This is a genomic window from Rosenbergiella collisarenosi, assembly GCF_018494085.1.
Classification (GTDB): domain Bacteria; phylum Pseudomonadota; class Gammaproteobacteria; order Enterobacterales; family Enterobacteriaceae; genus Rosenbergiella; species Rosenbergiella collisarenosi.
The window spans coordinates 288,900-314,923 of sequence record NZ_JABBFP010000002.1 but is presented as its reverse complement, the minus strand read 5'-3'; the positions used below and the strand labels follow the sequence as shown (position 1 = coordinate 314,923).

Genomic DNA, 26,024 nt, shown 5'->3' with positions numbered 1-26,024 from the left:
ATTTACCCTTAGAGTAATGAGTTAATCTAAATTTCGCAATCTCTCCTCTTAAGAAGAAATGCTTTTTGCGCTATTTCAGGTTACTGCTGAGGAATTGTTGTAAACGTGCTGACTGGGGTCGAGTGAAGATAGCCTCCGCCGATCCCTGCTCTTCAATTTTTCCTTGATGAAGAAAAATAACTTGGGAAGCAACCTCGCGCGCGAAAGCCATTTCATGAGTGACCATAATCATCGTCTTACCCTCCTTGGCCAGTTGCTGCATGATCCGCAGTACTTCGCCGACTAATTCTGGATCCAGTGCTGACGTTGGCTCGTCGAACAGCATAATTTCTGGTTCCATCGTCAGTGCTCGCGCAATCGCGACGCGTTGCTGTTGACCGCCCGAAAGATGGACCGGGTATTTTTTCCAATTCACCGAGTCGATACCCACTTTTCTTAGGTAGCTCTCTGCTCGCGCGGTGGCTTGTGCCTTAGACAATCCCAATACCTTGCACGGTGCCTCGATGACATTCTGTAATACCGTCATATGGCTCCACAAATTAAAATGTTGGAACACCATGCACAAACGAGTACGCAGCGCTTTTAACTGTTGCTTGTCCGTAATCGTTAGTTGATGTGTTCGATCCGGCGTTAACGGTATGTGTTGCTGGTTGAGCCACATCTCGCCAGAATTCGGAGACTCTAATAAGTTTAAGCAGCGTAATAAGGTACTCTTTCCAGAGCCAGAGGCACCGATAATGGCAATGACGTCCCCCTCTTTCGCTGTCAAACTTATTCCAGCGAGTACCTCATGCTGGCCATAAGATTTATGCAGCTGTTCGATTCGTAATTTTTCACTTGCACCCATCTATAAACCCTTAGCGTGAACTGATATGGGGTAACCAGCGTTTCTCCACTTGGCGAAACACTAGCAGTAATACGCATGAGATCAGCAGGTAAAGGACGGCTGCGATCCCAAAAGCAGTAAAGGGCTGATAAGTATCGGCATTGATATCGCGCGCGACTTTTAAAATATCCGGAACCGTTGCCGTAAAGGCGAGCGAAGTTGAATGGAGTAACAAAATAACTTCGTTACTGTACGCAGGCAGTGCAATACGTAAGGCACTCGGTAGTAAAATGGAGCGCCATAACACTATGCCACTCAATCCATAGGCTTTGCCCGCCTCTATTTCACCAGCAGGTACCGCGCGTATTGCGCCGGCAATAATTTCGGTGGTGTAGGCCGCGGTATTGAGCGTCAATGCAAGCAGCGTGCAATTCAATCCGCTGCGGTAAAACTCATTAAGTAGCTGATGCTCCTTCACCACCTGCAAGGTGTATAGCCCGGTGTAGATAATCAGGAGCTGCACATAAAGTGGCGTACCCCGAAAAATAAAAGTGAAGCAGGCAATGGGGGTGGCGATCCATCGATAGGCCGAGACTCGCCCAACAGCGAGAAATAGTGCAGTGATACCACCGATGATCATGGAAAACACCAGTAGCCAGAGTGTCATCGCTAATCCACTCATCTGGTAACCATTCGTCCACAGGAGCGATTGCCAATATTGCTCAAGGATGGCACTCATAACGTCACCTTCTTCACGCCGACAGAATAGATGCGCGCCAGCCCCCATAACACAAAATGTGAGACCGTTGTGAACAGCAGATAGATCGCTCCCGCGATCAACGCAAAGAATAGCGGTTGCCAAGTACTCTTACCCGCTAGCTGTGTAGCCTTAACCAACTCCTCCAAGCCTAGTATCGATACCAGTGCAGTTGCTTTTAAGATCACTTGCCAATTATTGCCGATGGCAGGAAGCGCATAGCGCATCATCAAAGGAAACTGTACACGGGTAAAGCACTGCCAAGGACTCATCCCATAAGCGATCGCCGCTTCGCGCTGTCCTGTAGGAATCGCTAACGCCGCACCTCTAAAGGTTTCGGTAAAATAAGCACCGTAGATAAACCCTAGCGTGATAATACCGGCTGGAAAGGGAGCGATATCAATATGCGCCACTCCAATACTGCGCGTTATCTGGTTTAACACCATTTGTAACCCATAGAAGATGAGTAACATTAAGACTAAATCTGGGATCCCACGAATCAGTGTGGTGTAAGTCGTTCCCACGGCCCGCAGTCCGACGAAAGGCGACAGCCTTGCCGCTGCGCCGCCTAAGCCGATCACTATCGCAAGGGCTAACGAGCCTAATGCCAGCTCTAGCGTCATCCCTGTCCCTTGTAAAATAACCTGCCCGTAACCTTCTAGCATCGACGACCTCTCTTAACCTGAGTAGGCAGAGCGGCCACACGCGCGCTCCGCCGCTAAAGCGTATTACTCGTCGTAAATATTGAAGTCGAAATACTTTTTCGCCAGCTTATCGTAGGTCCCATCTTTGTGCATCGAGGCAATCGCAGTATTGATAGCCTGTGTTAATGCGCTATCGCCTTTGCGTACACCAATTCCCGTCCCTACACCAAAAATGGCCTTATCTTTCACGGCCGGCCCTGCAAAGCTATACCCCTTACCCCCTGCAGATTTTAAAAAGCCTTCGCTGGCCTGGACTTCATCCTGGAAGGCGGCATCTAGACGGCCTGAGGCGAGGTCCTGATAAACTTGGTCTTGAGCCTGGTAAGGGACAACGGTTACCCCCGCAGGACGCCAATATTTATCGGCATAAGTTTCTTGGGTCGTTCCCTGTTCCACGCCTATCGATTTTCCTTTCAATGCGGCAACAGTCGGTTGTAATGGCGAACCTTTCACGGCCACTAAACGAGCGTTAGCGGCATATAATTTGTCGGAGAAATCAATTTGTTGCAGTCTTTTTTCTGTGATGGACAACGCTGAGATAATCGCATCAATCTTCTCGGCTTTCAGGGACGGGATCAGTCCATCAAAATCCCCAGGCACGAATTGACATTGAGTCGCGATCCTTTTGCAGATTTCATTCACTAGATCGATATCAAACCCGACCAGTTTACCATCGGGACCTTTCGACTCAAACGGCGGGTAACTCGGATCGGTACCAAAACGTAAAGGTGAAGGAAGCGCAGAGATAGCTTGGCTGGAGAGCGTCAGGCCTAATAGAAGCGAAGCAAATACCGTTAATTTTTTCATGTCTATCACCAGTGAGAAGAAGTCTCACTGGTTAAGCACAAATCATGCCAATCTGTTACGAGGGTCGGTGGGGATAATCGCTCAAAACCTGTACTGGCGCGGTGCAGTAAAAAAATATTGCACCATTAATGCCCTTCCCAGCGTGCAAAGAGATCTTGAGGCAAGTCGATAGCAAACTGGTCGATGATACGGTTGACCGTCTGATCGACGATATCGCTGATCGAGGTCGGACGATGGTAGAAAGCCGGGACTGGCGGCATAATTATTGCCCCCAACTCTGCGGCAGTCGTCATCATACGCAGGTGGCCGAGGTGCAGCGGGGTCTCTCTAACCCCTAGGACTAGCTTACGGCCTTCTTTTAATACTACATCCGCCGCACGCGTCAGTAACGTGTCACTATAGCTATGAACGATGGCAGAGAGTGTCTTAATGGAACAAGGCAAAATCACCATGCCCAACGTTTTGAATGAACCCGAAGAGATCGATGCACCAATGTCACGCACGTCATACACATGATCGGCCAAGGCTTGCACATCTCGCCAGCTGTAGTCGGTTTCCAATGCTAAGGTTTGACGAGCGGCCATGCTTGCCACCAAGTGAGTTTCCACCTCAGGAACGGACTTTAATACTTCGAGTAGGCGTACACCGTATAAAGCGCCACTCGCCCCAGAGAGGCCTACAATCAATCTTGTCGTCATAATGCTCTTCTTACTCACTTAGCGCTAATTGGCGAAGCGCAAGTATAGCAGAAAGCAAAACAGGGCGATATTCGCCCTGTTTCCATGGAGAAGAGAAGTTAGCCTTCGTTATGAAGTTCCAACCCTTCAACCTCGTTTTGGCGGGCAACGGCTTGCACGTCGTCCTTGCGCAGTGAGTGCAAGTAATCTAAATACTCTTGGTTCACATCGTTGGTCACGTAGATACCATTGAATACTGAACACTCAAATTCAGCGATCTCCGGATTTTCCTCTTTGACCGCCTCGATCAAATCGTCGAGATCTTGAAAAATTAGCGCATCAGCCTTAATCAGCTGGCAGATCTCATCGACCTCACGGCCATGCGCAATTAATTCGTTAACGCTCGGCATGTCGATACCGTAGACATTGGGAAAACGAATCTCCGGCGCTGCAGACGCTAGATACACGCGTTTGGCACCCGCCTCGCGTGCCATCTCGATGATCTGCTCAGACGTCGTGCCCCGTACGATAGAATCGTCAACTAACAATACGTTTTTATCGCGAAACTCTGCGCGGTTAGCATTCAATTTACGACGTACGGCGCTGCGGCGTAATTGTTGCCCAGGCATAATAAACGTACGTCCGACATAACGATTCTTAACGAAGCCTTGGCGATAGGGTTTATCTAGGATACGAGCGATTTCCAATGCAACGTCCGTCGACGTTTCAGGAATAGGGATCACCACATCGATATCGAGGTCGCTCCACTCACGGGCAATTTTCTCGCCAAGCTTAGTCCCCATACGGATGCGGGCGTTGTAGACCGAAATTTTATCGATAAACGAGTCTGGGCGAGCAAAATAGACATATTCGAATAAGCAGGGATTATTTTTTGGCTCATCGGCGCATTGACGAGTGAATAATTCACCTTGTTCAGTGATATAGACGGCTTCACCGGCCAGCACATCACGAATAAATTCAAAGCCTAATGTATCGAGTGCAACACTCTCCGAAGCCACCATATATTCGGTGCGTCCATCCGGTAGTTGGCGCTTACCCAACACCAGCGGACGAATACCGTTCGGATCACGGAACGCTATCATGCCATGACCGATTAGCATCGCGACCACCGCGTAGGCACCGCGAATTTGGCGATGCATACGCTCAACGGCGATAAAGATATTCTCTGCCGTCAGCGGATAATCTTGGAAACGATCCAATTCCTGAGCAAAAACGTTGAGCAGGACTTCCGAATCTGACGTGGTATTGATGTGGCGACGGCCTTGTTCGAACAGCTTAGTTCTTAACTCGTGTGCGTTAGTCAAATTGCCGTTGTGTGCCAGCGTGATGCCATACGGGGAGTTCACATAAAAAGGCTGAGCTTCCGAGGCACTGGAGCTACCTGCTGTTGGGTAGCGGACGTGGCCAATACCCATGGTTCCTTGTAGACGCTGCATATGACGCGCTTCAAACACATCACTGACGAGTCCGTTCGCTTTACGTAAGCGAAAGCAATTAAGGTGATCGATCGTACAGATGCCCGCGGCATCTTGACCACGATGTTGTAGCACCGATAACGCATCATAAATTGCTTGGTTTACAGGTAAAAAACCGCTGATACCGACAATCCCACACATGGTGTTATTTCCTCATAGCCGCTTGTCCCGACTCATTATCGGGGTAGAAAACTCGATGTGCTCTGCAGATAGTCGAAAAACCATCTGATAACAATACTAAACTGCGGGATCAACTGTGACTGCGTCCAATCAGGACTTTTTGAAAAACCAGTAAAGGTGTCTAGGAAGAACAGTAGCGCCGCGACAATTAAGCCACCGCGTAACGCACCGAAACAGACACCTAATACGCGATCTGTTCCAGATAACCCCGTCTTATCGACTAAACTCCCAATCACATAATTGACCAGAGCGCCCACAATTAGCGTGGTGATAAAGAGTGCCGCAATAGCGATACCATTGCGGATCATGGGTTGTTCAAACCCCGAAAACCAATCCGCCAACAAAGGGTAGTAATGACTTGCGACGAAGAAGGCACAGCCCCAGGTAATTAATGAGAGTGCTTCTCTAACAAATCCACGAATAAGACTGACTAACGAAGAGAGTCCAATGATGCCGATTATGGTGTAATCAATCCAATTCATCCGCGTAACCTATACCACTTCATGACATTGCTTCCTCTATCGCGGCGCATTCTATCAGAAAAAGAAAACGTTTGCGTATGGTTTTCCTGCGCCAAGTTAAAAAAGGGCAATTCCTAAAAAATAAGAATTGCCCTGCCCTTTCTCTCCCTATATTAGGAGATTTTTATCATCGTTTCTCAATGTACTCGGTAAGGCATAACGACCCCAAATAACCCTGTTTTGGCCTTCAATTCATTTACCTGAGATTGTAAATGACTCTTCGAGGTATCTGGGCCAACCAGGATGCGATTGATCTGACCTTGAACCGGTGTTGCGGGAATTGAATAGGCTTTAAACCCTGCGCTACGCAGTTGGTCGACGACTTCGCTGACCCGCGAAGCATTACGTAATGCACCCAGTTGGATAACATAGGCTTGGCCTGTCGGTGACGAAGGCGTGTCGTTTTGTGGACGTTGTTGTGCCTCGGCTTGTCGCTGAGCGGCTAACTGCTGTTTCTGCTGCTTTTCCAACGCCTGTTGCTGAGCCACTTGCTGCTGCCGCGCCTGATCCTTGAGGCGTTGTGCCTCTTGTCGGGCAAGTTGCTCCTGTGCGCGTTGAACCTGAAGCTGCGTTGGGTTCATGCCAAGGGCTTGCGGATGGTCGCTTCCCCGCGTGGCTGATAAAGTTTGCGAACTGCCATCGTCAGGGATATGTTGCGCCGCCTGTTGACGAATTGTCGTTGAAGGGATGGGCTGCGTAACCGGAGGCACCATCTCCTCACTAAGTTGATCGCCCGGTTTCGGCACCAACGGAATAGCCGCGAACTCTTCGTGATAGTGCTTTTTTTTACCATCTAACAAGCCGGGGAGGATAATAACGCCGAGGGCCACGAGTATAATGGTTCCCGCCATACGATTTTGAAATTTACTGGCCACCTAATTTCTCCTTCTCGCTCAATGCCATCACCGCGGCAACGGTATGAAATGATCCACAGACCAGCACAATGTCTTCGTCAGTCGCTTGGTTGAGTGCCGCCTGATAGGCCTGCTCGACGGTCGAGTAGCCGCTTGCCGCCGAGAGTGAGTATTGTAACTGCTCTGCAGAGGCCCCTCTAGGTCCTTCTAAACTTGCGCAGTACCATTCATCCACTCCCTCACTCAGAATCGCCAATGTGCCAGCAATATCCTTATCATGGAGCATACCGATTACGCAGCGCACAATTCCGGTGGGAGCAAATTGCTTCACCTTATCGACGAGATAACGTGCGGCATGTGGGTTGTGCGCCACATCTAGAATCACCTTCGGCGACTCTTGAAAGATCTGAAAACGCCCCGGTAGTGTGGCGCTGGCAATCGACGCTTTTAATGTCGTTTCGTTAATGGTTAACCCCGAGACACGCAACGCCGCCAGCGCTGTAGCCGCATTAGCGAGTGGGACTTGCGGAAGGGGTAAATCGACCAACTTGCCTTGGATGTCGGTAAACTGCCAACCTTGCGGCGAGGCTTGGTAAGACCATTGCTGGTCACGCGCTAATAAAATAGCCCCCTTATCCTGTGCCACTTTTTTAATGGTGAAAGGCATATCAGGCTCTCCGACCACTGCCGGCTTACCTTGACGAAAAATACCCGCTTTCTCGCGACCAATACTGTCACGATCAGGCCCCAGCCAATCGGTGTGATCTAAGGCGATAGAGGTAATCACTGCGACATCCGCATCGATAATATTGGTCGCATCGAGCCGCCCACCCAGCCCTACCTCCAGAATGACGACATCTAGATCGGCCTGCTTAAAAAGCTGTAAGGCGGATAAAGTGCTAAATTCAAAAAAGGTTAACGAGGTTTCGCCCCGTCCTTGATTTAGGCTATCTAGGCTCGCTACATGCGCTTGATCAGTCAGCTCTTGCCCGTTGATCCGAACACGTTCGGGATAACGGATAAAATGGGGGGAGCTATATACGCCTACGCGATACCCCGCCGCCAAGAGCAAAACTTCCAAGGTGCGGCAGGTCGTACCTTTACCGTTAGTGCCGCCTACCGTAAAAACAAAGGGTGCGGGCTTAAGCAGGTCGAGTTCTGTCGCAACGTGGCGGATACGATCTAAGCCGAGTTCAATGGCCTGACCATGTAACTGTTCAAGGTAAACAAGCCATTCCTCAAGAGAGGAAGACGAGTGAGGATGATGAGGCTTAGACATGGTATGAAATTTTTCGCTGAAACAATGATAAAAAAGACGCTACCAGAGCGTCTTTCAATGTGCAATATAGAATTAAGCGTCGCTTGGCGCTTGCTGAACCTTCTCAAGTTCAGGGGCTGGCTCTTCAGGAAGCGGAGCCGGTAGATTCATCATCTTCGCCAACAGACTCGCCACCTTGAAGCGCATCTCTGGACGACGGATGATCATATCGATCGCCCCTTTCTCGATCAGGAACTCGCTGCGTTGGAAGCCCGGTGGAAGTTTTTCACGTACCGTCTGCTCGATAACGCGTGGGCCAGCAAAGCCGATCAATGCTTTTGGCTCGCCGATGTTAAGATCACCGAGCATCGCGAAACTTGCTGAAACACCCCCCATCGTCGGGTCGGTTAATACGGAGATATAAGGTAAACCACGCTCACGCATCTTAGCCAATGCCGCACTGGTCTTTGCCATCTGCATTAAAGAGGTGAGTGCTTCTTGCATCCGTGCACCACCACTGGCGGAGAAACAGATTAGCGGGCAGCCCTCTTCCAAGGCTTGTTCTGCCGCACGCACAAATCGAGCGCCGACTACCGCACCCATCGAACCGCCCATAAAAGCAAATTCAAACGCGACGGCAACGACCGGCATACCGTGAAGCTGCCCTTTCATTGCGATAAGAGCGTCTTTCTCACCGGTCTCTTTCTGTGCAGCGACGATACGGTCTTTATACTTTTTAGAGTCACGAAATTTCAGTAGATCACGTGGCTCTAACTCGCTACCTAACTCGACGGTAGTACCCTGATCGAGGAAAGTAGTGAGACGAGGACGTCCATGCATGCGCATGTGGTGATCACATTTCGGGCAGACTTCTAAATTACGTTCTAGCTCGGCGCGGTAGAGTACCTGACCACAGCTCGTACATTTTGTCCAAATCCCTTCAGGAATACTCGCCTTACGGGCAGGGGCAACATTTGTTTTGTTAAGAATGCGTTCAATCCAGCTCATTGAGGACCTTTCTGTTTGAACCTGGTTTTACCAGTCACTGTGTTTCTGCTGAATGATTACTCAACAGCCAATAAATAGCGCTCATTAAACCACAACTGTAACGATCTGTGGATAAAAATATGGAGCGATTATACAGATATCAGCATTAAGCTAAAGGGTCTGTATTATTCTTCTTAATGCGATGACGGATCACCTCAATAATACCGGGTAAAACCGAAATAACGATAATCGCGACGATCAACAGATTAATATTGCTCTTTACTACCGGTAAATCGCCGAAGATCGCGCCAGCGTAACTGAACAAGGCAACCCAGCTGATCCCGCCAATGATATTGTAAAACCCGAATTGGCGATAGCTCATCCGTCCCATCCCGGCAACGAAAGGCGCGAAGGTACGAATTATTGGGATAAAGCGAGCTAAAATAATCGTTTTACCGCCATGCTTGTCATAAAACTGATGGGTTTTATCGAGATAGCTCTGACGAAAAATCTTCGAATTTGGGCGACTAAACAGCTTTTCGCCAAATAACCGGCCAATAGTGTAGTTCAGTGCATCGCCCAATATCGCCGCGATAATCATCAGCCCCACCATCACGTGCACGTCAAGGCCATTACTGGGTAACACGGCCAAGGCCCCTGCGATGAATAGTAAGGAATCACCCGGTAAAAACGGAGTTACCACTAACCCCGTTTCGCAAAAAATAATCAAAAAGAGAATCGCGTAGACCCATAGCCCATAGTGCGCAATGAGAGCGGTTAAATGCACATCAATATGCAAAATGAAATCAATGATCATTGATAGCATTTCATGACTCCTTATAGCGACAGATGAGGGTTATCGAGCAGGAATAGCGGCCCTAGCGTAGGGGTAGGCAACGCAAAATGGTCCGGGTAATCGACAGCGACAAGATAGAGACCTTCCGCACGAGCGGTGGCCGCAGCCTTGGTTCTATCGCGCAGTGCCAGAAGTTCAGCCATCCACGTTTCTGGCTGATTGCCGGCACCAACCTCTAACAAACTTCCCACAATATTACGTACCATATGATGAACAAAGGCATTCGCTTTGATGTCGACCACCACAAAGCTGCCTTGCCGCCGCACAGTAATATGCGAAATGTTACGCCATGGCGTTCGAGACTGGCATTGCACCGCACGAAACGAGGTGAAATCATTTTCACCCAGCAGGCTTTGTGCCGCGCGATGCATCGCGTCAGTATTGAGCGGATGATAGTAATGCGTTAAGCCTTTCCCTAAGATGGCAGGACGCAGGCGCTCATTATAGATGACATAACGATAGCGCCGGGCGGTGGCGCTAAACCGCGCATGAAAATCATCAGGTACCGCTTTCACCCAACGCACCGCAACATCGTCCGGAAGATTTGCATTGACCCCAAGCGTCCAAGCCGCGTCAGCCCGCTGCGCCTGCGTCTCGAAATGTACCACTTGTCCGGTACCGTGTACCCCTGCATCGGTACGCCCGGCACAAAATACATCAATGGGATGATTGGCGACCTGAGTCAGCGCTTTTTCAAGCGTTTGTTGGACACTCCGTACCTCACGTTGACGCTGCCAGCCGCAGTAACGGCTGCCATCGTATTCAATACCTAACGCAATTTTATACGGCGCTTCGGGTAACGACATTACAGATAATCCTCGACCAAGCTTTCGGCGATCTTAACCGCCATGAGTGCACCGCCGTAGCGTACGTTATCGGCGACTGACCAGAATTGTAATCCTTCTGCTTGCCCATAGTCCTGACGTATCGCCCCGATATAGAGCTGATCTTGGCCCGTACCCTCGCTCACTGGCGTCGGAAAATCCTGTTCATCGCTCACGGTAACATCAGCGCGCGCCGCCAGTAAATGCTGGGCCTCTTCGACGTCTAAGGGACGTGCGGTCATCACGCGAACGCTCTGTGCATTTCCGTAGAAAATCGGCGCTTGTAGCGACGTGACACTCAACGCGAAGCTCTCGTCTTGTAAAATTTTACGGACTTGATCGACGACGCGGCGCTCTGCGGGCACACTCCCCTGCTCATCCACCGCTAAAGGCATCATGTTAAAGGCTAACTGACGTCCAAAGTGATACTGCTCAGGTGGGATACCGTTTAGTAAACGCGCGCTTTCTCCAGCCAAAGCATCGACCGCGGCTTTACCTTGAGCTGAAACCGAGAGGAATTCGGTAAGTTGGATCGACTGCACGCCCGCTTCATCGTTGAGCGGAGCAATCGCGTTGATTAATTGGCTGACTTGGCTGTCTGCAACCGCAATAATATTACGATTACGATAGTCGGCAAGCGTACTCTCATTAACACCGACTACCGCGAGGGGCACGTCGTGCGCTAAGGCAAATAAGCCGCTACTATCGATAACGATACACCCGGCGTCTGCCGCTAGATCGGCATATTGTGCACTGGCTTGCTGCCCTGCCACAAAAAAGGCGAGCTGGTTGTCGCTCCAATCATGGGATTGCGCGTCTTTGACCTGATAATTTTTACCCGAAAAACGAATGGACTCGCCTGCGCTCTCTTCGGTGGCGAGTAAGGTCAAGTCGCCTACGGCAAACTGGCGTTGCTCCAGACATTCAATTAACGCACGACCCACCGCACCGGTAGCGCCTAAAATAGCAATATTCCAACCCTGGGACATGGGGTACTCCACACTCAATGTATAGGATGACCCGATGTCATCCCCAATAACAACAACGCCTTAGGCGCTATATAATGAATTAAATCCAAGTTGACGTAGGCGTTCTGCAGTCGCTTCTAATGAGCATTTCACTAACAAGGAAGACCATTCGCGGCGCTCTTGATAATGTTTTCTCAATCGATCAAAACCGCCCTCATCACCGATATGCAGCCTAAGCAATGCATCATCGCGGCGCACATCATACACGAGATGTGCCAAACGTTTTAGGAGTGACTGCGAAAACTCGCCGTTTACCTTAACCTCTGGAATATCGGGATGGGGTAATAACTCACTGAGCGATACGCTCTCCGGCTGTCCGATAAACGCCGTCCACGCTTCATAAAGTTGCGTAGTGCCTCGAACTTTACCTTCTAAGGTGTATCCCGCTATGTGCGCGCTCGCGATGTGAACTTGCGCTAATAGCTGTCGATCAAGATCCGGCTCTGGCTCCCATACATCGAGTACTACCCTAAGGTCGTCTCTATGCAGCAATACCTGTTTAAGCGCTTGATTATCAACGACCGCTCCGCGACAGGCATTAATCAATACACAACCTGGGCGTAGCGCTTCCAGCAGCGATTGATCGACGCAGTGCCAGGTTTGATAGGCGCCCTGCTTGATGAGTGGTGTATGAAACGTCAGGATATCGGCTTGCGCCACGACGCTGTCGAGCGAGAGAAATTCTTCTTTGTCGCCACGATCGGCACGAGGAGGATCGCATAACAATACCTTCATCCCCAGTGCTTCACAGCGGGCTTGCAGACGACTCCCCACATTACCCACCCCTACAATACCGATCGTTTTGTCACTCAGCAGGTAGCCATCTTTTTCTGCTAAGAGTAATAGCGCAGAAAGCACATATTCCACCACCGCAATGGCATTACATCCAGGGGCCGCAGAAAAGGCAATCGATGCCGCCTCAAGATCTGCGAGTTCAACATGATCGGTACCCGCAGTTGCCGACCCGACAAACGCCAATGACGTACCAGTAATCAGTTGTGTATTCACTGGCGTGACTGAGCGAACCATTAAGGCTTGTGCATCTTGCAGTGCGCTGATCGGCAGCGGGCGTCCTGGAACCCGAACAACCTCTCCCTGACGGCTAAATAGCTCTTGAGCATAAGGCATATTTTCATCGACGACGATTTTCATGGTTTGGCCTGGTGGGTGAAAAGAACAGTCTGAATATTCTGTCATACTCTCTGAATGAAAACATCTGAGAATGATTTGTCGTGATCCGATAAATAATAGGGGTAAGGCTCGATTGGCACTTGGGATTTAGCGAGGGGATTGCTATGATAGCCGGCTATTCCCCCGGTCATCCGGTTCGTAGCTCTTGTAAGGATGTTGCCATGCAGCCACTCAGCGGCCCTCGCGGATTTTCCGACGGTCCACACCGTCACGATTCCACCTCCCCGAATAGCCTTAAAGCTAAGCCGTTGCACAGTGAAGCGCTGACCTCAGCCCAACGCACTGCACTCGAACGCATCATCGTGAAAATTTTAGCGATTAGCAGTCTCAAAGCGCCTGCGTTATGGGCAGGTATTCGTCATCAAGTTAATGTAGGGGGCGATGCAGAACTCTTATCCGCACATTTCCCCGAAGCCGAAAAGTGGTTAAAAGACCTGCTCCAGCAAGAACAGAATAACCATTTAGCTCGCCGACAGCTTCAGCAATTGACTGACTTACTCCCGCAAGGTAACAACCGACAAGCCGTGAGCGAGTATATTCGTCATCAGTTCGGGCAAACGGTGCTGAGTGCGTTGTCACAAGCGCAACTACAACAGGTCCTGACCCGTTTGCAGCAAGGGGAAATCGCGGTTCGCCCCCCCCTGCAGACGACTTCTACCTCGCGTAGCCTATTGCCCGCCGAGCATCTGACATTGAGCCAACAGGTGATGAAATTATCGATGGCGAGCGGTGAATCAACGCTGAGTATTTGGGAAACCTTACATACGATGATCGGCTTGAAAGACGGCGACCCCATCCCTGCAAAACATTATCCCCTACTGCTTCAGTATTTGCAGGCACGGCAATCGCTAGTCGGCCAAGAAATGCAGAGTTTATCGCAGCTGCTACATGGATTAAAACAACCTGCCAGCGTTGACGAATCCCAGCAAGCCGAGGAGTATTGCCAGCAACATTTTCAGCTAGCCCCTACCTCCGCACTGTCGAGCGTTCAAGCGCATGACCTACTTAATGCGTTTTTCAGTCGTCGCGCAGGCTTCGGTTGGCAACCTGCAAAGGGACCACACTACCGCGGGCCACAGCCTATCGATAGACCGGTCCCCACTCAACATAATGACATGAACTTCTGGCCACTTAGCCCACGCGTGAAAATGCTGCTGATCGGCGCGGCCCTGCTGATCTTACTATTTTTTTGGATCTAAGTTAGCAGCCGCAAGCTTGGCCTTCAGTCGCTGGCCAAGCCTGCGGCGTTTCGCCTACCGCAATAGGGTGGTTATCGCGTCGCCAAAAATCTAAGCCACCGATTAACTCCTTCACCCTGAAGCCAGCCTGCGCTAAATTGAAGGCGCCCTTCGTCGAACCATTACATCCAATCCCATCGCAATAAGTTACATAAACCTTATCATCGGCTAACTGGCTAAGCGTTTGCGCATTCATCTCGCGGTGCGCGAAATGAACCGCCCCTGGGATATGCCCTGACGCGTAGTGTTCGGCCGAACGTACATCAAGCACCACATAGTAGGCATCGGCCTCTCTACACTTTTGTGCAAGATCCCAGGCATCGATGTAATACGCCAGTTTAGCTTTAAGGTATGCGGTACTCGCCTCAGGGGTAGCAAAATCGATCATTGTTTATCTCCTTGTATGAGACAGAGATAATATCGCACAATAGTGGCCCCAATAAGACCCATTTTTTATAGAGTTTAAGACCACAATGGCGCAACGTTCTTCAATCTGGCTATCCCTAACCTTGTCCGGACCGGGGACTCGCGTGGCACAACTTTGTCGTGCGCTAAAGTCGGCAGTCGAAAGGGGGCATCTGGTATCAGGTGAGCGTTTACCTTCTTCACGTCAGTTGGCAAATGATCTAGGCTGTTCGCGCGTAACCGTCGAAGCGGCTTATCAACACTTAACGGCTCAAGGCTATATCACGCGCCAGCCGGGACGAGGCAGCTTTGTTGCTCATCATGCCTTAACGATGGCTCCCTCCGCTTCTAAAGGGCTGCCCCCGGCGCTGTCGCAGCGTGGACAGCGACGAGCAACCCAAGTCCAGTGCCGTGATCCACAGCATATACAAGCCTTCAATACCGGCGTTCCAGATGTGCATGCATTTCCCTTAAAACAATGGACAGACGTGACGCAGCAAGTGATGAAAGCCCTACCCGCGGAACAGTTGCTCTATGGCGATCCGCAAGGGTTGGCTAGCTGTCGAAAAGCAATTAGCCACTATTTGACTCTCTCTCGACAGGTGAACTGCTCCCCGGCACAGGTTTTGGTAATGACCAGTTCGCAACAAGCCCTGCAACTACTCGCCCATGTTCTGGTCGATGAAGGCGATACGGTTGTTACAGAAGCCCTTTGTTATCCCGGGGCGGTGAATGCTTTTCGCCAAGCGGGCGCGCAACTTTTAGCACAGCCTCTTGACGATGATGGGGCTTATCCACCGACGTTCGCCGCTAAAATGGCCTATCTAACGCCTGGACATCAGTATCCGTTGGGAATGACCATGAGCCAACCGCGACGCCAGCAGTGGCTAGACTGGGCACAGCGCCACCAGAGTTGGATTATTGAAGACGATTATGATGGGGAGTTTCACTACGAAAACGCTACGCCGCCATCACTACAACGCGTAGATCGTGCGCAGAGGGTGATTTATATTGGAACCTTCTCGAAGACTCTTTTTCCTGGGATCCGCCTGGCTTATCTCGTCGCCCCGTCGTCTCTTATTCCGAGCCTAGTCAACGCACGCCAATCGATGGACGGCCATACTAGCCCATTAATGCAGGCCGTTACCGCAAAATTTATCAACGAAGGCTATTTCGCTAATCACCTACGGTTGATGAAAATACTTTATGCAGCGCGGCGGCGCTTACTGATTGACCTACTTGATCATAGTCCGCCCGATACCTTACGACTTTTTCCTTCGCAAGGTGGGCTACAACTCGCGGTAGAGTACCTGTTGGGTGATACTACGGCCATCACTCTCGCCGCGGCACGCCAAGGATTACACCTCACAGAGCTGGCTCCTCTTTGCCTCAACTCTCCCCCCCTACAGGGTTGGATCCTTGGCTTTTCCGCATTGACGCCACAGGCCATGCGTCATGCCGTTACGCTGCTGAACCAGATCTTGCAGAACGTAGCATCGCAGCGCTAACCAGAACCCCAATACCGGCGCTACAGGCTCCCGCCAAGTATACGGCACCGTAACCGGCACTATTGGCGAGAAAACCGGCTAAAGGCCCTGTCGCACCATAAGCGACATCTTGGAAGGCGGAAAAACATCCTAGGGCGGTACCACGAACTTGTGGATCGACACGCTTCATTATTTCCACGCCCATCGCCGGAAAGACTAATGAACAGCCTGCACCGGTTAATGCCGCGCCAACTAATGCCTGCCACTCTTGCTGGCTAAGGCAAAGCAGTAACAGACCCGCCATTTCCACCAGTAGAGAGATGATGGTTACCACAACCCCCCCTTTCTTGTCGGGTAGTCCACCGAAGAATACTCGAATCAGGACGTAGGCGAGTCCGAAGATGGTTAAGGTATATCCCGCGTTTCCCCAATGCTCTGCAGCAAAATAAAGCGAGATGAATGCACCAATTACAGCAAAACCGACGCCTTGTAGGGCTAATACGCTACCCGGGGCAAGTATCTGCCTGAGCACCGTCGTAAAGCTAGGACGGTCGCCGCCGCTCACCGGTACAGAGGGGATCTTGGCATTACAGAGCAGAGCGATAAGTGGGCATAGCACACACGCAATACTAACCCCGAGGAAAGCGAAGTGGTGATAGAGTAATAACCCGATCGGCGCACCCGCCGCCAATGAGCCATAAATCGCCATACCGTTCCAAGACATGACTATTCCGGAACGTTTCTGGCCAATCAGCCCCAGCCCCCAGGTCAAATTGCCGGTAAGTAAGAAACTTTCTCCAAGTCCTAACAGTATCCGACCGACCAGTAATAAGCTGAATTGCAACCAGAGTGAATGATTAATAAAAACCGAGAGGAGATACGCTACGCCGACTAAGGCAATAATGCTCATACCCAATCGCGTCGTCTGCTTTGCGCCGTGCTGATCGGCTTTTTTCCCCGCAAATCCGCGGTTGACGAGCGTGGCAAAAAACTGGATCCCGACGGCAATACCCACCATTACATTATTCATTCCTAGATCATTATGAACAAATAAGGGGATAACGGGTAACGCGATTCCAGCTGTCAAATAGGTGATAAATACCGAGAACGATGTAACGGCAACGGGCTTCACAGAGCGGTCTTCGGGGCGACTAGTATCCTGCGTCATCGGGTACTCCTACAAGAATAGAGGATTTGGTTTCTATACCAATAAAAAACGGCAGCCTAGGCTGCCGTTTTATCACAATATACTGATTATGACGTGAATTTGCGCATCGTCAATGTTGCGTTAGTCCCACCGAAACCGAAGCTATTTGACATCACGGTAGTTAATGCACGCTCAGTTGGCTGAGTGATGATGTTCATCCCTTCCGCCGCCGCATCCGCCTGCTCAATGTTGATACTTGGCGCAATAAAACCATGCTCTAACATCAGCAGACTATAAATGGCTTCCTGTACACCAGCAGCCCCTAAGGAGTGACCGGTCATCGCTTTCGTCGCCGAAAGAGCAGGCGTGTTATCACCAAAAACAGCACGAATCGCACCCAGTTCTTTCACATCGCCCACCGGCGTAGAAGTACCGTGGGTATTCAGATAATCGATAGGTGTATCAACACCTTCCATCGCCATCTTCATACAGCGTGCTGCACCTTCACCAGAAGGAGCAACCATGTCAGCGCCGTCAGAAGTCGCACCGTAGCCTACGATTTCCGCGTAGATGTGTGCGCCACGGGCTAATGCGTGCTCAAGCTCTTCAACGACGACCATACCGCCACCGCCTGCGATGACAAAGCCATCACGCTCAGAATCATAGGTACGAGACGCTTTTTCTGGCGTATCGTTATACTTAGTGGATAACGCACCCATTGCATCGAACTCGCAAGCCAGTTCCCAGCAAAGCTCTTCACCACCGCCGGCGAAGACGATATCTTGCTTACCGAGTTGGATCTGCTCAACCGCGTTACCGATACAGTGTGCGGATGTCGCACACGCTGAACTAATTGAATAGTTAACGCCATGGATTTTAAAAGGGGTCGCTAAACATGCCGACACGCCGGACGCCATTGCCTTAGTCACAACATAAGGACCTACCGCTTTCAAGCCGCGTGGGCTACGCATAGCGTCCGCACCAAATACTTGGAAACGAGGCGATCCGCCACCGGAGCCCGCAATCAATCCTACACGAGGATTGTTTTGATATTGCTCTTCGGTTAACTGGGAGTCCTTGACCGCTTCAGCCATTGAGAGGTAAGCATAAATCGACGCATCGCTCATAAAACGCACAACTTTGCGATCAATTAAGCCTGTGGTATCCATCTTAACGTTACCCCAGACGTGGCTGCGCATGCCTGCATCTTTCATTTCATCAGAAAAAGTGATTCCTGAACGCCCCTCACGAAGAGAAGCCAGCACTTCCTGCTGATTATTACCAATGCTGGAAACAATCCCCAACCCAGTGATCACTGCACGTTTCATTCACATTCCTCATAACAACTATCATCTTATGGGGTGCACTTTAGCGTACAGTTGTACGCCGAACAACCCCCTATTTATAACTCTTTGTAAATTTGCCTGTAAATTGTGATACCGCTAGACTAATGGCAAGTCTTCCGCTACGAGTCATTGACGTGAAATCAACCACTATCAGCCACGCTGCCCTACATTGGAACGAACTCGGTACACCTGTTTCGGAATTTTTTGGTGATGTCTATTTCTCAAACGATAACGGCCTTGCCGAAACTCGCTATGTATTTCTGGAAGGCAATCAACTTTCTACTCGATTGACCCAAACACACAACGACACCTTCACCCTTGCCGAAACTGGGTTTGGGACCGGCTTAAACTTCTTAACTTTATGGCAAAGCTACCAGCGGTTAAATTGTGAAGATAACGTCTCGACATTACCGCGTCTGCACTTCATTAGTTGTGAAAAATACCCGCTGACTTTACTCGATTTACAGCTCGCCCATCAGCATTGGCCGGAGCTGGCACGCTTCTCTGAGGCGTTGTGTCAGCAATGGCCGATGGCGGTTCCAGGCTGCCACCGTCTGGTCTTTGCACAAGGCCAGATAACGCTCGACCTGTGGTTTGGCGATATCAACGACATGTTAGAGGATCTCAACGCTAATTTAGTTCAAAAAGTCGATGCCTGGTTTTTAGATGGCTTTGCACCCTCAAAAAACCCGGACATGTGGAGCGATAGGCTTTTCGCTACGCTCGCAACGACAGCTAAGCCAGGTGGGACATTTGCGACATTCACCGCAGCAGGGTTTGTGCGTCGGGGTCTTCAGCAAGCAGGATTCTCCGTGACGCGCAGAAAAGGCTTCGGTCCTAAACGTGAGATGCTAGTCGGCGAGCTAACGACCGTTCCCAATTTCAGCCCACCGACCCCTTGGTATCCGCGTCTTGCCGCGCAGAATAAAGAGATCGCGATTATCGGCGGCGGTATTGCCAGTGCTTGCTTATGCGTGGCGTTAATTCGCCGGGGCTGGCAAGTGACGCTCTATTGTGCTGACGACTCTCCCGCCGAAAATGCATCAGGTAATCGACAGGGCGCGCTTTACCCACTGTTACACGCCCAAGATCCGCAATTGGCCACCTTTTTCACTGCGGCCTTCACTTATGCCACGCGGTTTTATCGAGCACTGCCGATAGAATTCGAGCACCAATGGTGTGGCGTATTACAGCTAGGCTGGGATGATAAGAGCCGCAAGAAAATCGACCAACTACTTAGCCTTTCTTTGCCGACGTCGCTTGCACGAAAGGTTAGTGCTGATGAGGCCAGCCTTCTCGCGGGATTACCCCTCGAACACGGCGGTATCTTCTATCCTGAGGGTGGCTGGTTGTCGCCAGCGGAGATAACGACGCGTCTAATCGATTGGGCAAAAACACAAGGCGTGGTTTGCCACTGGCAGCATCGTGTGGAACGCCTGCAACAGCTCCCCAACGACCAGTGGCGGCTTGATTTTGCGACCGGAGAGCAGGCAACCCACTCCCAAATAGTCTTGGCTAATGGTCATCGACTGAATCAATTCACCCAGAGCGATGCTCTCCCTATTTACTCGGTCGCCGGGCAAGTCAGTCATGTCGGATACCAGCAGCCGTTGAGTAAGCTCTCGACCGTACTCTGTTATGAGGGATACTTAACGCCACTCAGCCCTAGCCATCAGACTCATTGTATCGGTGCCAGCTATCGGCGTGGCAGCGCCGATTGCCGTTACTCAGCCACCGAACAGGACATGAATAAGGCGCGCTTAGCACAGTGTCTTCCCAACACTGAGTGGGCCTCTACCTTAACAATGGATGACCAAGCACGCGTCGCCGTGCGTTGCGCCACGCGCGATCATCTACCACTGGTGGGGGCGCTGAGCCACTACCAACAGTTCATCACGCAGCCTAATCAAACGAAAGAGGAAATGGCCGCTAACGTTTATCGCGGCGCTTATGTACTGGGTGGCTTTGGCTCACGGGGGATCTGTAGCGCTCCGCTCGCGGCGGAAATCTTAGCCTCACAGCTAGCCGGGGAGCCAGCGCCGCTCGACCCCGCGACCTTGAACGCGCTACACCCTGGCCGCTTTTGGATCCGTAAGCGCTTAAAGGGTAGACCGCTTATTTAGCAGGTGTTAAAGCCTCTACTGCTTGTTGGTAGAGGTCGCCCCACAATTGCCTAACGAGCTTCTGGTCGGGAGGGGAAAGTTCACCCGCCTTAATGGCTTGGGCAATACTGTGTTCCACATGCTGATGTAGCGCGTCCGGCGCTTCGATCTGCTGGGCTTCCAGCTCAGCAACGGCCAACGTCAGATGCCCGCGAAGGTAGCCGCCCGCAAAAAGCTCATCATCCGAGCCATGCTCAACGGTTTTATCGATATTGTCGAGAATGTGCTGCTCGAGATCTATAATCATGACTTATCCTAAAAAATAAACGGGTCTTAGAGCGTTTCAGCCCATGAAAACTGCGCCGAGTGCAGAGGGTTTGTATGATAAAACGCTCGCAGTGCTGCAACAAGGCGAGCTGGCCGTTCAGGCAGCCCCTGCTCAAGATAGCGCATTACCTGTGCATGAACCTGGCGCTGAAAAGCGATACGATCTGGTTCACAACTGCCTTCTAAATTATCGCAACTAATATTAAACGGAAATCCAGCCGCTACCGAGAAAATCCACTCTAAAGCCTGTGGTTTGATCTCGACCTGTTCGAACTGGGTCTGCCTCTGTTCATCGCGACCATCGGGGCAGTACCAGTATCCAAAATCTACGAGCAATCTGCGTTCTTGCCCGGCGATACACCAGTGAGAAATTTCATGCAGCGTACTGGCGTAGTAACCATGCGCAAAGACGATACGATGATAATCACACTGCTCATCCGCAGGCAGATAGATTGGTTCGTCGTCACCTTTTACCAACCGAGTCGTAAAATCTTCAAAGAAACAGCGGTCGAAGATCGTGATCATGTCCTGATAACGGTGTAACTGAGTCATTAAATTTTCTTCGTAAAATTATAAGCCGAAACTATGTAGTAGCGCTGCGCCGTGACTGTCCCATAGAAGCTTCGCGCTCATCACCATGGACACGATGACGACCATAGGTCGGATTAGCTTCTGTCCACGACTGAGCACCAAGCGCGCGCCCAGCCTTGCCCCGCACACCGCCCCAATGAGCATCACGATACCTACGCCCCACACCACTTTGCCACCCACCATGAAAAACAGTAGACTGGCGAAGTTCGAGGTAAAATTGAGGACCTTGGCATGAGCGGTCGCTTTAGCGAGGTTATAGCCTGCAAGCGTGACAAAACCCAGTGCATAGAAAGAACCAGCGCCCGGCCCAAAGAAGCCATCATAGAAGCCGACACATCCGCCACCGATACAGGCATAGGCCAGCCCCTCAAGTCGTGCAACCTTATCGACCTCACCTAATTTCGGCATGAATAAAAACCACAGCCCAATCCCAATCAGCAGTAACGGTAAGACCTGACGCAGGATATCGGCTTGCAGGTGCTGGATGGTAATCGTTCCCGCTACGGCGCCCAAAAATGTTAAAAGGATATTCAACCACTGTCGCCGCAAATCGACGGCTTTACGGCGGACAAAATAGAGGCTAGCCGAAAACGATCCCCCCACCGACTGAAGTTTATTAGTAGCTAATACTTGAGCGGGAGATAACCCCGCGGCAAGGAGGGCTGGAACAGTCAGTAGCCCGCCTCCCCCGGCAATCGAATCGATAAACGCCGCTAACACCGCGACAAAAAACAGTATGACGACTAGTAGGGGGCTGACAACAAACCAATCCATACTCGTTCCTTAAAGTAAGTGTTTATCCAATAGCAGTTGGCAGTTTGCCGGCAACACAGGCGGTTTTGGCTTAGTCGGATGAACGCCTGGTTTAGCAGGCTCGAACCAACTCTGTAGCTCTGCACCGCATCCATCACCGCTCGGCGGTGGGGCTTGTTCAACGCACTGAGAATCATTAGCAGGACAGTGTAGCCGAACATGCATATGGGCACGGTGGGCGAACCATGGGCGTACTTTCTGCAACCATTGGCGGTCACTGCCCGCATCGAGGCATAGCTGCTGCTTAATCGCAGGATTGACGAAAATACGGGCGACATGCGGATCTTCGGCCGCATGTCGTACCATCGTATCGATATCACGACTCCACAGTCGGCTCACCACCGATTTATCATCAGCCGTGACGAGGTCGAGTGGCTGCGGATGAAGGAGTTGCTGCGGTGTCCAACGTTGTCGAGGCAGCTGTAACCAAATATCGACATCCAAGCCAATTTGATGACTGGCGTGACCGCTACTAAAACGTCCCCCCGCCGGCATCCCCATATCGCCGATCAGCACTGTCCCTGCCGTCTGTTGCGCTATGTCTTGGCTAAAACGTTGTATAAATTGAATCAACAGTGGATGACCATAATAGCGATGCTGATCCGGACGCATCACTTGATAATGCTCAGCCTCTAACGGCAGCGCTTGCGCGCCAATGATACACCCATTCGCATAACTCCCTATCGGCTGAACCGGCCCAGCGATAGGTTGTCGAATAGCCTGCCACGGCGTTTGCGCACCCGCGCTGCACGCCATACCCATCAGTAGCGCCCCACCGATCATCCACTGTTTCAACATGCTAGCCGCCTTGTACTGAAGAGTTGATTACGCCACCGCATTGTGCGCGATGCCTGAGTAAGTGGTCCATCAATACGATGGCCGTCATCGCTTCAGCGATAGGCACTGCACGGATCCCGACACAAGGATCGTGACGTCCACGGGTAATCATTTCGACCTCTTCGCCTTGGCGAGTCAGCGTTTTACCTGGCACGGTGATACTTGACGTCGGTTTAAGTGCGATCGAGGCCGTAATCGTCTGGCCGCTGCTAATTCCACCTAAAATGCCTCCCGCATGATTACTCTGAAAGCCCGATTTACGAATTTCGTCGCGATGTTGACTTCCGCGCTGAGCAACGACCTCAAAACCATCGCCGATTTCAACGCCCTTAACGGCGTTGATACTCATCAGTGCATGCGCAAGGTCGGCATCGAGGCGATCAAATACCGGCTCACCGAGGCCTACCGGGACATTTTCTGCCACGATACTCACTTTCGCACCGATGGAATCACCCTCTTTTTTCAGCCCGCGTAATAGCGCATCGAGGGCCTCAAGTTGGTCACTGTCTGGACAGAAGAAAGGGTTCTGTTCGACTTGTGCCCACTCTTTTAGCTCACACGTCACGTCGCCCATCTGCGCTAAATAGCCCCGCACCGAGATATTATGGGTAATCTGGAGATATTTCTTCGCGATGGCACCGGCAGCAACACGCATTGCCGTCTCGCGCGCCGAGGAACGACCACCTCCTCGATAATCACGAAAGCCATATTTCTGGTCGTAGGTATAGTCTGCATGGCCTGGGCGGTATAGTTCTTTGATCTCGCCGTAATCTTGCGAACGCTGATCAGTGTTTTCGATTAACAGGCCGATCGAAGTTCCCGTCGTTTTACCTTCGAAGACGCCAGACAGGATCTTTACTTGGTCGGGTTCACGGCGCTGAGTGGTATAGCGGGAGGTCCCTGGGCGACGACGATCGAGATCGTGCTGTAAATCTGCCTCTGTCAACGGGATCCCGGGCGGGACGCCATCGACGACACACCCCAATGCTAGCCCGTGGGACTCCCCAAAAGTTGTCACGCGGAACAGCTGACCAATGGTATTTCCAGCCATGTTTAATCCTTATCGTTAATTCTGCTGAAAAAGCGACTTATTTCGTCGTGCGATTTTCAAAAATAGGCTTACATTCGACTAATTGCTGATAGTCCAGCATAAAGACCCCATCACCGCCCTGCTCGAACTCTAGCCATGTGAAAGGAACCTCAGGGTATTGTTCGATCATGTGCACCATGCTGTTGCCGACTTCACAGATGAGTACGCCATCTTCGCTTAGAAACTCTGTGGCTTGCGCAAGCATACGATTCACGAGAATTAAACCATCTAAACCAGCGGCTAAACCGAGCTCCGGTTCATGACGGTATTCGTCTGGCAGGTCATCCATATCCTCGGCATCAACATAAGGAGGATTGGTCACGATCAAGTCATACTTAATCGGTGCTAAATTATCGAATAAGTCAGAGCAAAGCGGCGTCACCTGATGCATCATGCCGTGTGCGTCAATATTTTGTTCGGCAACGGCGAGGGCCTCGGGAGAAATATCTGCCGCATCGACTTCCGCATCAGGGAATGCATAGGCACAAGCGATAGCGATGCAGCCACTGCCCGTGCACAGGTCAAGAATATGGCGAGGCGAACGATTTATTAGCCCAGAGAAGCCGTGATTAATGAGTTCACCAATCGGCGAGCGAGGGACAAGCACACGTTCATCGACGTAAAACTCGTGACCGCAAAACCAGGCCTGATTAGTCAGGTAGGCGACCGGGATGCGCTCGAACACTCGGCGGGTTACCCGCTCCACGATTAATTCACGCTCAGAGCGAGTTAACCTCGCGCTACGCATCTCTTCGGGCAAATCGAGAGGGAGATGGAGGGTCGGCAGTACTAATTGCACCGCTTCGTCCCAAGGATTATCGGTGCCGTGGCCGTACCAAATCTCTGCGGCTGAAAAACGACTAATGGTCCAACGTAACATATCCTGGATGGTATGCAGGTCGCTTACCACCTCTTCGGCAAAAAATTTATCCACATGCCCTCCAGGGCAACTAACAAAACTTTTCCTAGTTTGCCACGAAGTCGTGCTAAATTCAGCTGCAATAGGCGGCTATTTTCGCCGCCAAGGTAGAATTGTTTAGAGAAATTTGATTTTTGATGGATTGCCGTTAAAAATGACACAATGATCATTCAGTAGCTGGAATAGCGATGAGCCGCAAAAAACCCCTCGATAAAGAAGATGTAGACCTATTTAGAACATTGATGGGCGATACTCGTCGTATCAAGCACGACACAGTGCTACATCCCCTCGCTAAAAAAATTACGCGTGCGCTACCCGAAAAGCGGTTAATCAGCGAACAGATCGATAATAGTCATTACTTCTCTGATGAATACCAACCTCTACTCGCAGTAGAAGGACCGGTGAGATATACCCGTGCTGACGTAAGCCCCTATGAAGTGAAAAAACTGCGTCGTGGGGACTATACACCAGAGATTTTTTTAGATTTGCATGGGCTCACCCAGCAGCAGGCTAAGCAGGAACTGGGCGCCATGATCGCGGCGTGTAGACGGGAACGGCTATTTTGCGCATCGGTAATGCACGGGCATGGTAAACATATTCTTAAGCAGCAGACCCCGCTGTGGCTAGCACAACATCCCCACGTTATGGCGTTCCATCAAGCTCCTAAGCTGTTCGGAGGCAATGCCGCGATCCTTATGTTGATCGACGTCGATGAATTAACGACGCCTCTCTTTTAAGGCCTTATTATACGGTGTG

Annotated in this window: 27 protein-coding genes; 4 read left to right on the top strand and 23 right to left on the bottom strand. The window is 51.0% G+C overall.

The annotated features are described in order from the left end of the window. Positions 1-70: 70 nt before the first annotated feature. The 14 genes from HGT70_RS04355 to pdxB form a co-directional block, all read right to left on the bottom strand. The gene (locus HGT70_RS04355; RefSeq protein WP_214195007.1) at positions 71-847 is read right to left on the bottom strand and encodes an ABC transporter ATP-binding protein; all 777 of its coding nucleotides are present in this window, start codon (positions 845-847) and stop codon (positions 71-73) included. 10 nt (positions 848-857) lie between these two features. Then, positions 858-1,565 (bottom strand): histidine ABC transporter permease HisM, encoded by a 708-nt coding sequence (hisM, locus tag HGT70_RS04350; RefSeq protein ID WP_214195006.1) that lies wholly within the window; start codon positions 1,563-1,565, stop codon positions 858-860. Next, positions 1,562-2,248, bottom strand: a complete 687-nt coding sequence (locus HGT70_RS04345; protein ID WP_214195005.1) for an ABC transporter permease — start codon at positions 2,246-2,248, stop codon at positions 1,562-1,564. Before HGT70_RS04345 ends, hisM begins: the two co-directional genes overlap by 4 nt. A 63-nt stretch (positions 2,249-2,311) precedes the next feature. Then, complete coding sequence (locus HGT70_RS04340; protein WP_214195004.1) at positions 2,312-3,094, bottom strand: lysine/arginine/ornithine ABC transporter substrate-binding protein; 783 nt, start codon at positions 3,092-3,094, stop codon at positions 2,312-2,314. Between the two features lie 125 nt (positions 3,095-3,219). Then, the gene (locus HGT70_RS04335; RefSeq protein WP_071430837.1) at positions 3,220-3,792 is read right to left on the bottom strand and encodes a UbiX family flavin prenyltransferase; all 573 of its coding nucleotides are present in this window, start codon (positions 3,790-3,792) and stop codon (positions 3,220-3,222) included. A gap of 98 nt (positions 3,793-3,890) precedes the next feature. Continuing rightward, a complete protein-coding gene (gene purF / locus HGT70_RS04330; RefSeq protein ID WP_071430840.1) occupies positions 3,891-5,408 on the bottom strand; it encodes an amidophosphoribosyltransferase in 1,518 nt (505 codons plus the stop codon). Between the two features lie 35 nt (positions 5,409-5,443). Further along, positions 5,444-5,929 (bottom strand): colicin V production protein, encoded by a 486-nt coding sequence (gene cvpA, locus HGT70_RS04325; protein WP_214195003.1) that lies wholly within the window; start codon positions 5,927-5,929, stop codon positions 5,444-5,446. A gap of 176 nt (positions 5,930-6,105) precedes the next feature. Beyond that, on the bottom strand, positions 6,106-6,843 hold the full coding sequence (gene dedD / locus HGT70_RS04320; RefSeq protein WP_071430844.1) for a cell division protein DedD: 738 nt from the start codon (positions 6,841-6,843) through the stop codon (positions 6,106-6,108). Then, positions 6,833-8,101 (bottom strand): bifunctional tetrahydrofolate synthase/dihydrofolate synthase, encoded by a 1,269-nt coding sequence (gene folC / locus HGT70_RS04315; RefSeq protein ID WP_071430846.1) that lies wholly within the window; start codon positions 8,099-8,101, stop codon positions 6,833-6,835. Before folC ends, dedD begins: the two co-directional genes overlap by 11 nt. A gap of 72 nt (positions 8,102-8,173) precedes the next feature. After that, a complete protein-coding gene (gene accD, locus HGT70_RS04310; RefSeq protein WP_214195002.1) occupies positions 8,174-9,088 on the bottom strand; it encodes an acetyl-CoA carboxylase, carboxyltransferase subunit beta in 915 nt (304 codons plus the stop codon). A gap of 145 nt (positions 9,089-9,233) precedes the next feature. After that, positions 9,234-9,893 carry a DedA family protein gene (locus tag HGT70_RS04305; protein WP_214195001.1) on the bottom strand — a complete coding sequence of 220 codons (660 nt, stop codon included), beginning with the start codon at positions 9,891-9,893 and terminating at the stop codon, positions 9,234-9,236. 11 nt (positions 9,894-9,904) lie between these two features. Continuing rightward, complete coding sequence (gene truA / locus HGT70_RS04300; protein WP_214195000.1) at positions 9,905-10,729, bottom strand: tRNA pseudouridine(38-40) synthase TruA; 825 nt, start codon at positions 10,727-10,729, stop codon at positions 9,905-9,907. Beyond that, positions 10,729-11,736, bottom strand: a complete 1,008-nt coding sequence (locus HGT70_RS04295) for an aspartate-semialdehyde dehydrogenase (RefSeq protein WP_071430854.1) — start codon at positions 11,734-11,736, stop codon at positions 10,729-10,731. Before HGT70_RS04295 ends, truA begins: the two co-directional genes overlap by 1 nt. Positions 11,737-11,796: 60 nt before the next feature. Further along, a complete protein-coding gene (gene pdxB / locus HGT70_RS04290) occupies positions 11,797-12,927 on the bottom strand; it encodes a 4-phosphoerythronate dehydrogenase PdxB (protein WP_214194999.1) in 1,131 nt (376 codons plus the stop codon). A 143-nt stretch (positions 12,928-13,070) separates the two neighbouring features. On the opposite strand from pdxB, the gene HGT70_RS04285 reads away from it, so the two are divergent. Then, positions 13,071-14,165: a flagella biosynthesis regulator Flk gene (locus tag HGT70_RS04285; RefSeq protein WP_157725327.1), complete on the top strand. Its 1,095-nt coding sequence runs from the start codon at positions 13,071-13,073 to the stop codon at positions 14,163-14,165. A 1-nt stretch (position 14,166) separates the two neighbouring features. Here the strand turns inward: HGT70_RS04285 and HGT70_RS04280 are convergent, their stop codons facing one another. Beyond that, on the bottom strand, positions 14,167-14,592 hold the full coding sequence (locus HGT70_RS04280) for a rhodanese-like domain-containing protein (RefSeq protein WP_214194998.1): 426 nt from the start codon (positions 14,590-14,592) through the stop codon (positions 14,167-14,169). A gap of 85 nt (positions 14,593-14,677) precedes the next feature. Here HGT70_RS04280 and pdxR point away from each other — a divergent pair, with 85 nt between their 5' ends. Next, the gene (gene pdxR, locus HGT70_RS04275) at positions 14,678-16,117 is read left to right on the top strand and encodes a MocR-like pyridoxine biosynthesis transcription factor PdxR (protein ID WP_071430862.1); all 1,440 of its coding nucleotides are present in this window, start codon (positions 14,678-14,680) and stop codon (positions 16,115-16,117) included. Here the strand turns inward: pdxR and HGT70_RS04270 are convergent. Then, positions 16,071-17,264: an MFS transporter gene (locus HGT70_RS04270; RefSeq protein WP_214194997.1), complete on the bottom strand. Its 1,194-nt coding sequence runs from the start codon at positions 17,262-17,264 to the stop codon at positions 16,071-16,073. The genes pdxR and HGT70_RS04270 overlap by 47 nt on opposite strands. A gap of 86 nt (positions 17,265-17,350) precedes the next feature. Continuing rightward, complete coding sequence (gene fabB, locus HGT70_RS04265; RefSeq protein ID WP_071430867.1) at positions 17,351-18,571, bottom strand: beta-ketoacyl-ACP synthase I; 1,221 nt, start codon at positions 18,569-18,571, stop codon at positions 17,351-17,353. Between the two features lie 152 nt (positions 18,572-18,723). On the opposite strand from fabB, the gene mnmC reads away from it, so the two are divergent. Next, the gene (gene mnmC / locus HGT70_RS04260) at positions 18,724-20,712 is read left to right on the top strand and encodes a bifunctional tRNA (5-methylaminomethyl-2-thiouridine)(34)-methyltransferase MnmC2/FAD-dependent 5-carboxymethylaminomethyl-2-thiouridine(34) oxidoreductase MnmC1 (RefSeq protein WP_214194996.1); all 1,989 of its coding nucleotides are present in this window, start codon (positions 18,724-18,726) and stop codon (positions 20,710-20,712) included. Here the strand turns inward: mnmC and HGT70_RS04255 are convergent. From HGT70_RS04255 to prmB, 6 genes are read right to left on the bottom strand one after another with little or no spacing between them, the layout of a single operon-like run. Beyond that, positions 20,705-20,998 (bottom strand): YfcL family protein, encoded by a 294-nt coding sequence (locus HGT70_RS04255; protein WP_214194995.1) that lies wholly within the window; start codon positions 20,996-20,998, stop codon positions 20,705-20,707. The genes mnmC and HGT70_RS04255 overlap by 8 nt on opposite strands. Before the next feature lie 26 nt (positions 20,999-21,024). Further along, positions 21,025-21,570, bottom strand: a complete 546-nt coding sequence (locus HGT70_RS04250) for an elongation factor P hydroxylase (RefSeq protein WP_214194994.1) — start codon at positions 21,568-21,570, stop codon at positions 21,025-21,027. 18 nt (positions 21,571-21,588) lie between these two features. Further along, on the bottom strand, positions 21,589-22,383 hold the full coding sequence (locus HGT70_RS04245) for a TSUP family transporter (RefSeq protein ID WP_071430873.1): 795 nt from the start codon (positions 22,381-22,383) through the stop codon (positions 21,589-21,591). 9 nt (positions 22,384-22,392) lie between these two features. Beyond that, a complete protein-coding gene (gene mepA, locus HGT70_RS04240) occupies positions 22,393-23,220 on the bottom strand; it encodes a penicillin-insensitive murein endopeptidase (RefSeq protein WP_214194993.1) in 828 nt (275 codons plus the stop codon). Between the two features lies 1 nt (position 23,221). After that, on the bottom strand, positions 23,222-24,310 hold the full coding sequence (gene aroC / locus HGT70_RS04235; protein WP_214194992.1) for a chorismate synthase: 1,089 nt from the start codon (positions 24,308-24,310) through the stop codon (positions 23,222-23,224). 37 nt (positions 24,311-24,347) lie between these two features. Continuing rightward, positions 24,348-25,283, bottom strand: coding sequence for a 50S ribosomal protein L3 N(5)-glutamine methyltransferase (gene prmB, locus HGT70_RS04230; protein ID WP_214194991.1), 936 nt, complete (start codon positions 25,281-25,283; stop codon positions 24,348-24,350). A gap of 173 nt (positions 25,284-25,456) precedes the next feature. On the opposite strand from prmB, the gene smrB reads away from it, so the two are divergent. Continuing rightward, a complete protein-coding gene (smrB, locus tag HGT70_RS04225) occupies positions 25,457-26,005 on the top strand; it encodes an endonuclease SmrB (protein WP_071430879.1) in 549 nt (182 codons plus the stop codon). Positions 26,006-26,024: the final 19 nt, after the last annotated feature.

Coding starts and splice junctions, on each gene's coding strand:
- HGT70_RS04355 (WP_214195007.1), bottom strand. CDS start 847: ATGGGTGCAAGTGAAAAATTACGAATCGAACAGCTGCATAAATCTTAT.
- hisM (WP_214195006.1), bottom strand. CDS start 1,565: ATGAGTGCCATCCTTGAGCAATATTGGCAATCGCTCCTGTGGACGAAT.
- HGT70_RS04345 (WP_214195005.1), bottom strand. CDS start 2,248: ATGCTAGAAGGTTACGGGCAGGTTATTTTACAAGGGACAGGGATGACG.
- HGT70_RS04340 (WP_214195004.1), bottom strand. CDS start 3,094: ATGAAAAAATTAACGGTATTTGCTTCGCTTCTATTAGGCCTGACGCTC.
- HGT70_RS04335 (WP_071430837.1), bottom strand. CDS start 3,792: ATGACGACAAGATTGATTGTAGGCCTCTCTGGGGCGAGTGGCGCTTTA.
- purF (WP_071430840.1), bottom strand. CDS start 5,408: ATGTGTGGGATTGTCGGTATCAGCGGTTTTTTACCTGTAAACCAAGCA.
- cvpA (WP_214195003.1), bottom strand. CDS start 5,929: ATGAATTGGATTGATTACACCATAATCGGCATCATTGGACTCTCTTCG.
- folC (WP_071430846.1), bottom strand. CDS start 8,101: ATGTCTAAGCCTCATCATCCTCACTCGTCTTCCTCTCTTGAGGAATGG.
- accD (WP_214195002.1), bottom strand. CDS start 9,088: ATGAGCTGGATTGAACGCATTCTTAACAAAACAAATGTTGCCCCTGCC.
- HGT70_RS04305 (WP_214195001.1), bottom strand. CDS start 9,893: ATGCTATCAATGATCATTGATTTCATTTTGCATATTGATGTGCATTTA.
- truA (WP_214195000.1), bottom strand. CDS start 10,729: ATGTCGTTACCCGAAGCGCCGTATAAAATTGCGTTAGGTATTGAATAC.
- HGT70_RS04295 (WP_071430854.1), bottom strand. CDS start 11,736: ATGTCCCAGGGTTGGAATATTGCTATTTTAGGCGCTACCGGTGCGGTG.
- pdxB (WP_214194999.1), bottom strand. CDS start 12,927: ATGAAAATCGTCGTCGATGAAAATATGCCTTATGCTCAAGAGCTATTT.
- HGT70_RS04285 (WP_157725327.1), top strand. CDS start 13,071: ATGATAGCCGGCTATTCCCCCGGTCATCCGGTTCGTAGCTCTTGTAAG.
- HGT70_RS04280 (WP_214194998.1), bottom strand. CDS start 14,592: ATGATCGATTTTGCTACCCCTGAGGCGAGTACCGCATACCTTAAAGCT.
- pdxR (WP_071430862.1), top strand. CDS start 14,678: ATGGCGCAACGTTCTTCAATCTGGCTATCCCTAACCTTGTCCGGACCG.
- HGT70_RS04270 (WP_214194997.1), bottom strand. CDS start 17,264: ATGACGCAGGATACTAGTCGCCCCGAAGACCGCTCTGTGAAGCCCGTT.
- fabB (WP_071430867.1), bottom strand. CDS start 18,571: ATGAAACGTGCAGTGATCACTGGGTTGGGGATTGTTTCCAGCATTGGT.
- HGT70_RS04255 (WP_214194995.1), bottom strand. CDS start 20,998: ATGATTATAGATCTCGAGCAGCACATTCTCGACAATATCGATAAAACC.
- HGT70_RS04250 (WP_214194994.1), bottom strand. CDS start 21,570: ATGACTCAGTTACACCGTTATCAGGACATGATCACGATCTTCGACCGC.
- HGT70_RS04245 (WP_071430873.1), bottom strand. CDS start 22,383: ATGGATTGGTTTGTTGTCAGCCCCCTACTAGTCGTCATACTGTTTTTT.
- mepA (WP_214194993.1), bottom strand. CDS start 23,220: ATGTTGAAACAGTGGATGATCGGTGGGGCGCTACTGATGGGTATGGCG.
- aroC (WP_214194992.1), bottom strand. CDS start 24,310: ATGGCTGGAAATACCATTGGTCAGCTGTTCCGCGTGACAACTTTTGGG.
- smrB (WP_071430879.1), top strand. CDS start 25,457: ATGAGCCGCAAAAAACCCCTCGATAAAGAAGATGTAGACCTATTTAGA.